Raw genomic sequence first — 6,688 nt, 5'->3', positions numbered from 1 at the left:
GCGCGAGCGTCCGCTTTTGCGGATAGAGCGTTAGCGGAACCCTGGAAAGCCGGTTTTTGCGGCAACTGGACGGTTCTAACTGACAAATTTTCTTTTTCGCTAATTGCGCTCCAAAAATTTATCCAGCTTGATCCGATAATCAATTGAAATTTTAGGTTTCCGTGTCGCAGCACGAAAATGACGCATAACTGACTGTTTTTTCCAATTTTTAAAATCCAGGCTAAATTACTTTTTTTTCAAGCCATTTTTTGCCACAAAAGCGCGCGTAGAACATAATTCCGCGGAAAATCCAGTCCAAAAACATTCCAATCCAAATGCCAAAAAGCGCAAGATGTGTGTTTCCCGGATAAATGTGCAAAATCCATTTTGAAATCAAAAAACTGCCAAGAACGCGGAAAAGCCACATGCTTATATTTGAAATTATCATCGTATACTTTGCATCGCCTGCTCCACGAAGAATATTTGGCATTGTAAAACTCATTGGCCAGAAAATTATATTTGCAACCATACAAGCGCGGATTACAAGCACGGCCAAACGTTGAGCTTGCGGCGTCAAATTGAAAACTTTTGTAACAAACGGCGCAAGTCCAAAAACCACAATTGCCGTAACAAACATTCCGCCGTAAGACAAAAGCATCATCTTTCGGCCATAAGATTTTGCCTGTTCTTTTTCGCCGGCGCCAATGCACTGACCGACAATCGTTACACTTGCAAGACCTATTGCATTTCCCGGAATATTTGAAAAACTCGCGACTGTGTTTGAAATTGCATTTGCAGCAATTGCCGTAATTCCAAAACTGGACATAAACGAATAGACAAGGGTTTTTCCGATATGAAAAACAGAATTTTCAATTCCACTCGGAACTGCAATTTTTAAAATTCGTCCCATGAGTGAAAAATCAAACTTCGGTTTCCAGATTTTTTCTAAAAAAAGCGGCCATTTTTTTTGGCTTAAAACGCAAAGCATTACAACGGCGGCAATACCTCGGCTTACGAGAGTTGAAATTCCTGCTCCGGCAACTCCAATTTTTGCTCCGTAAATCAAAATCGCGTTTCCAGCAATATTTGCCAAATTCATTATAAGGCTGACTTTTAAACTTATTTTGCTATTTCCCATTGCCCGGCACAACGCAGCGCAACTGTTATAAATTCCAAGCAACGGAAAACTAAACAAAATCCAGACAAAGTAAGTTAGCGCATTGTCCATAATCTGCGGTTCAAGCGCGCCAAAAATTCCGTTCAAAATAATCCGGCGCAAAGGCAGACATATTGCTATAAAAAACACTCCGGCAATCACGCACAAATTTAGAAGCTGTTTTGCAGAAGCCTGAGCCTTTTTTTGTTCTTTATGACCGAGATATTGACTTGCAACCACCGCTCCGCCAGTAGCAAACGCAGCAAAAAGTTGAATTACAAGCTGCCCAAGCTGATCAATCAAACTTACTCCGCCAACGCCAGCTTCTCCGACAGAAGAAACCATAACCGTATCGCAAGCACCGATTGTCATTGCCAGAAACTGCTCTGCAACCAAAGGCCAGATTAAGCGATTGAGAAAATTTTTACTGAACAGCTGATTTACTGGTTTTGCCTGAGCTTGCATTCAATTCACTTCCTATTTTTTTTCGTTCAAAATCGCAACGTCCATACGGTTAAACGGAATATTGATTTGAGCCTCGTTAAAAGCTTTTAAAGTATTTACTGAAATATCGCTTTTTGTCTGCAAAAAATCTTCTATTTTGCTCCAAACAATAATGTTCAAATTCACTCCGCTGTCTCCATGAGTTGTCCAAAGCACTTTTGGAGAGTATTCCGGTTTATCAAGAACAACAGTCGGACATCGTGCAGGAACAGTTTTTGCAACTTCCATAACCTTGTCAAAATCGCTGCCATAATCAACACTGGTTTCAAAAATGTAGCGTCTGTACGGAAAAGCCGAATAATTTTTTAATTTTGTATTTATTATTGTTGCATTTGGAATTCGCACAAGCTGGTTGTCGCCAGTATGAATTTTTATCGAAATTATTCCTATTGAATCAATCGTTCCAGAAATCCCGTCAACTTCTATAAAATCGCCGATTTTCATTGCCTTGTCGGTAACAACAAAAAGACCGGAAATCAAATTGCTTACGGAAGTTTGCGCTGCAAAACCAATGGCAACTCCAGCAATTCCTGCAGCGCCCCAAATTGCGCTCAGTTTAATTCCAAAGAGTCCGAGAACATACATTACGATTAAAACGTAAAAACAATAACTGACTGCCTTTACAATAAGCGAAACAGTTTTTTTCTGCAAAGTTTTTGAAGCCGTTTTTTTTACAAAATGCCTGATTATGCGATAAAACACCCAGAAAATAAGAATTGCCACAACGCTTGTAATCACTTTTGCAAGATTTGCCCAAGTAAAATAAGCTGACAGTTCATCGAGATGAAACAGCGACTTTACTTCATTTGCCGTTCCATTTGCAAGTGCAATCGCACCGTTTGCCGCTTCCGCAATTACGCTTTCTTCCATTTTTATTATGCCTCCAATAAAAAAATACTAAATTTTTTCCAAAACTTTCAATTCACCATTTTATCAATTCAAAAATCAATTGTCTTAAAGACTTCTGCCGTTAAGACACAAATCTCTTATCAAACATTCATTGCACTTTGGATTCCGGGCTGTGCAAACATAGCGGCCGTGAAGCAAAAGCCAATGGTGCGCATGCTGCAAATATTCGGCAGGAATATTTTTTAAGAGCGAATTTTCAACCTGCTCCGGAGTTGAGCCTTCTGCCAGCCCAATTTTCGGACAAATCCGCAAAAGATGCGTGTCGACCGGCATTGTATTCTGACCAAAAACCACATTCAAGACAACATTCGCAGTTTTTCTTCCAACTCCCGGCAAAGACATAAGTTTCTCTCTGGAATTTGGAACAATTCCGCCAAAATCTTCAATCAGCTTTTTAGAAAGTGCAATTATATTTTTAGATTTATTTTTCCATAAACCGATTGGTTTTATAAACTCAATCAATTTTTCCTGACCAAGGGCAACAATTTTTTGAGGTGTGTCGGCAGCTTCATAAAGCGGTTTTGTATAAAAATTTACGGATTTGTCGGTTGCCTGAGCGCTCAAAACTACAGAAACAAGCAAAGTAAACGGATTCTTAAAATCAAGTTCGCTCTTTGGATTCGGATTTTGAACCTTAAAACGTTCCATAATTTCAACAATCTGCTGCTTTGAAAGAATCATTTTTCCAACCTTGCAAAATCACAAAAAAAACTATTTTGCTGAATCCTTTGGAAAAGTCGCGAGCAAAACCGCAATTATCGCACAAGGAATCGTAACCAGCGTAAAACAAAAATTTCCAAGTTTTTCAAAAAGCTTAAATCCGGCAAAAATTCCAAGATAATAGCCGGCAAGAACCGCGCCATAAAACTGCGCCTTCAATTTAAATTCACTTTTTCCGTTACAAAAATATTCCGTCAAGGCACTGATTGTCTGCTTAAAATTATTCGTGCAAAAATTTGTCGAAGCCGCATAGCCGTAACTTCCCGAAAAACTGCTCCACTGAAGCGACATTGCAAAAAAAGTAGGATAAAGATAAACAACCTTTGGCCAATTCGTCGGCATAAGCCACATTAAAAAGCCCATCGCCACATCAACCAAAAGAGCCGCATATTTTACGTTAATTTTTGTGTGTTCTTTGGCAAAAGTAACAAAAAAAATCGGCAGAGCAAAAATTAAAACACCGACAAACCTAAGTCCAAACTCAAACCAGTCTTTCCAAATTAAAAGACGCACCATTTCTATTAAATGCGTCGTCTGAGAAGAACCAAAACTCTTTACAATGTTCTCCAGCGGAAAAACCGTCAAAAAACCGCCGCAAAAAGCAACAATATAATGAATATGCGCATCCCGTTTTGCCTGCGGCGTAATTCTCGAATCAATTTCAACAGCTTTTGACTTCATTTTTTTATTGGCGTTTCCCGACATCCTGCCGGGTCGCTATGTCCGTGGTTCGCTACGCTCATTGCGAAGCAGTTTCGCAAAACTCAACCGCCCCGCAACTCCGCCACTCCCAGCGCTAACGCAACACCTCTTTTTTAAGTTCTTCAACTTTGTCAGTTTTTTCCCAAGGGAAACCTTCGCGTCCAAAATGTCCATAAGACGCCGTTTTTCTGTAAATCGGCTGTTTTAAATTCAAAGTTTTGATAATTCCAGCCGGTGTGCAGTCAAAAATTTTCTCTACGGCAGCAGCAATTTTTGAACGCTCAGCTTTTTCAGTTCCAAAAGTTTCCACAAGAATCGAAACAGGGAACGGAACTCCAATTGCATAAGCAAGTTCAACTTCCACTCTTTCGGCAAGTCCCGCGGCAACAACATTTTTTGCAATGTAGCGTGCCATATAAGCAGCCGAACGGTCAACTTTAGAAGGATCTTTTCCAGAAAAAGCTCCGCCGCCATGACGGCCCATTCCGCCGTAAGTATCGACAATGATTTTTCGGCCAGTCAAACCAGAATCTCCATCCGGACCGCCAATTACAAATTTTCCAGTCGGATTTATAAAGAATTTTGTATTCTCGTCCAAAAGTCCAGTTGGTTCGAGAACAGGTTTTACAATCTGATTAATAATAGTTTCTTTTATTGTCGCATAATCAACGTCAGGATCGTGCTGATGAGAAACAACAACCGTGTCAATGCGAACAGGCTTGTTGTTTTCATCATATTCAACAGTAACCTGAGATTTTGCATCCGGCCTAAGCCAGCCAATTGTTCCGTTATGGCGAAGCTCATTTGCCTTTAAAAGAATCTGATGCGAATAATAAATCGGAGCAGGCATTAACGATGGAGTTTCGTTGCAAGCAAATCCAAACATCATTCCCTGATCACCAGCTCCCTGTTGACCTTCGTATTCGTCAAGTCCTTTACCGACAACGCCTTGATTTATGTCCGCAGACTGAGCATGAAGACGGTTCATAAAAAGACAGTTTCTGCCGTCAAGACCAACTTCTGGCGAAGTATAGCCAATGTCAACAGCAACCTGACGTGCGATTTTTTCGATATTTGCATTAAATTCTTTAGGATTCACCTTGTAATTCTGAAAACCAATTTCGCCGCCAACAAGCAAAAAGTCCGTTGTAGAAAAAGATTCGCAGGCAACGTGGACATCAGGATCAAGCGAAAGGCAATAATCCAAAACAGCATCAGAAACCTGATCGCAAAGTTTATCCGGATGGCCTTCGCCAACCGACTCAGATGTAAATAAATAATGATTTTTGTTAGAAAGACTGCTCATAGCCGAGCCTCCATTTTAGCAAGATTTGCCGGTTCAAATAAACCGGTCTCCGCTCTGCAATTTAGGTTAAATCGGCGGAATTTTTTTATCTGTTCGCTTTTTAATATATAATTTATTGGCAAGTCGGACAATAAGTTGTATACTTCTGAATGAATTTATAGCAAATAATTTTTAAAATGCCCCGCAAAACATAAAGTTTTAGGGTAAATATACTTTTTAAAGGAGAATGTCATGGCATTAAAAAAAGTTTATTCAGCAGACGCAACAAAATGCAAAGTGACTTTCATTGTTGAAAAAGAGGCCGCCCAGGATGCAGCAACTGTATCTCTTGCTGGAGATTTTAACAGCTGGAGTTCAACAGAAACTCACCTAAAAAAATCAAAAGACGGTTCTTTCTCTGTAACACTCGAGCTCGATGCCGGAAAAGAATACCAGTACCGCTATCTTATGGACGGCAAACGCTGGGAAAATGACTGGAAAGCCGACAAATATATTCCAGCGCCTTTTTCAAACACAGACAATTCAGTTGTAATTTGTATTCCTTCAGAAGCAAATTTAAAAACTACGGCAAAAAAGCCAGCGGCAAAAAAAACAACTAAAAAATCTACTGCAAAAAAATAAACAAAAAAAAACGGTCAAAGCACACATTGCATTTTGACCGTTTTTTTATTTTGGGTGGCTTTTTGCATTCGCAAAAACCGGGCTATCCAGGGCTACGGCTCTCGCCTCCGGTATTTTTGCAAGCAAAAACACGCGCTATGCGCCCCTTCCTATCCCTGCCACTTTAATTTAATCGTCAGATTTTAACCATTTTCCAAGAGCCTGAGCAATTGCCTCAGGATTTGCCATAACCGACTCCCTAAGCTTTTCTTCTTCAGAAGCGGCTGTTTTAATAAATCCATGCGGAACATCCTTATAAATTCCACGAAGCTCCCCAAAACTTTTAAGTTCCTCAAGAACAGCAATTTCTCTGTTTACCTGAGTTTTATCTTTAGGATTGTAAATTTTTCCGTCATAACTGCGAAGTTTTTTAGTAGCAGCATTGATTTTTTTAAGTTGTTCAGGAGAAAAATTAAGCTTTTCAAGAACAGCCTCGCGCGCTCCATTCCCCAGTTCCGCAAGCAAAATAGCAATTTTGTCATATCCAGTCATAAAACGACCTCCCAACCGCAAAACATTATAAACTAGAAAAAAAATCCTGTCATTTTATTAAAGAAAAATATGCTTTTACTTGCGCAAAACCCGTTTATTTTTCGTGTGCGCTCCCGCGCACGTCCGGGCTTGCAGCCCGGATTGGAAGGGCGCGAGCGTCCGCCTTGGCGGATGAAGCGTTAGCGGAACCCTGAAAAGCCGGCTAGACTGTGCGGTGCGCTCCTAATTTAATAGGTCAAATTTCGAGTTTTAATAAAAAT

7 protein-coding genes are annotated in these 6,688 nt (G+C 40.1%); 1 reads left to right on the top strand and 6 read right to left on the bottom strand.

Translation table 11 applies throughout. The features are described 5' to 3' along the window. Positions 1 to 220 precede the first annotated feature (220 nt). The 5 genes from B2X33_RS06860 to metK form a co-directional block, all read right to left on the bottom strand. Positions 221 to 1,600, bottom strand: coding sequence for an MATE family efflux transporter (locus B2X33_RS06860; RefSeq protein WP_296668566.1), 1,380 nt, complete (start codon positions 1,598 to 1,600; stop codon positions 221 to 223). 12 nt (positions 1,601 to 1,612) lie between these two features. Next, positions 1,613 to 2,509: a mechanosensitive ion channel family protein gene (locus tag B2X33_RS06855; protein ID WP_296019473.1), complete on the bottom strand. Its 897-nt coding sequence runs from the start codon at positions 2,507 to 2,509 to the stop codon at positions 1,613 to 1,615. Positions 2,510 to 2,593: 84 nt separating this feature from the next. Further along, complete coding sequence (nth, locus tag B2X33_RS06850) at positions 2,594 to 3,229, bottom strand: endonuclease III (RefSeq protein WP_296019474.1); 636 nt, start codon at positions 3,227 to 3,229, stop codon at positions 2,594 to 2,596. Between the two features lie 30 nt (positions 3,230 to 3,259). Next, a complete protein-coding gene (locus tag B2X33_RS06845) occupies positions 3,260 to 3,949 on the bottom strand; it encodes a YoaK family protein (protein ID WP_296668564.1) in 690 nt (229 codons plus the stop codon). Between the two features lie 115 nt (positions 3,950 to 4,064). Next, positions 4,065 to 5,276, bottom strand: coding sequence for a methionine adenosyltransferase (gene metK, locus B2X33_RS06840; RefSeq protein WP_296019478.1), 1,212 nt, complete (start codon positions 5,274 to 5,276; stop codon positions 4,065 to 4,067). 231 nt (positions 5,277 to 5,507) lie between these two features. Between metK and B2X33_RS06835 the strand changes: the two genes are divergently transcribed. Beyond that, positions 5,508 to 5,897 carry an isoamylase early set domain-containing protein gene (locus tag B2X33_RS06835; protein ID WP_296019479.1) on the top strand — a complete coding sequence of 130 codons (390 nt, stop codon included), beginning with the start codon at positions 5,508 to 5,510 and terminating at the stop codon, positions 5,895 to 5,897. Positions 5,898 to 6,065: 168 nt separating this feature from the next. Here B2X33_RS06835 and B2X33_RS06830 read toward each other — a convergent pair whose 3' ends face one another. Further along, positions 6,066 to 6,428: a hypothetical protein gene (locus B2X33_RS06830; RefSeq protein WP_296019482.1), complete on the bottom strand. Its 363-nt coding sequence runs from the start codon at positions 6,426 to 6,428 to the stop codon at positions 6,066 to 6,068. Positions 6,429 to 6,688: the final 260 nt, after the last annotated feature.

This window comes from Treponema sp. UBA785 (genome assembly GCF_002297065.1).
GTDB lineage: Bacteria > Spirochaetota > Spirochaetia > Treponematales > Treponemataceae > Treponema_D.
Note: the sequence above shows the minus strand (reverse complement) of the source record. Positions and strands in the feature narration are given on the sequence as shown.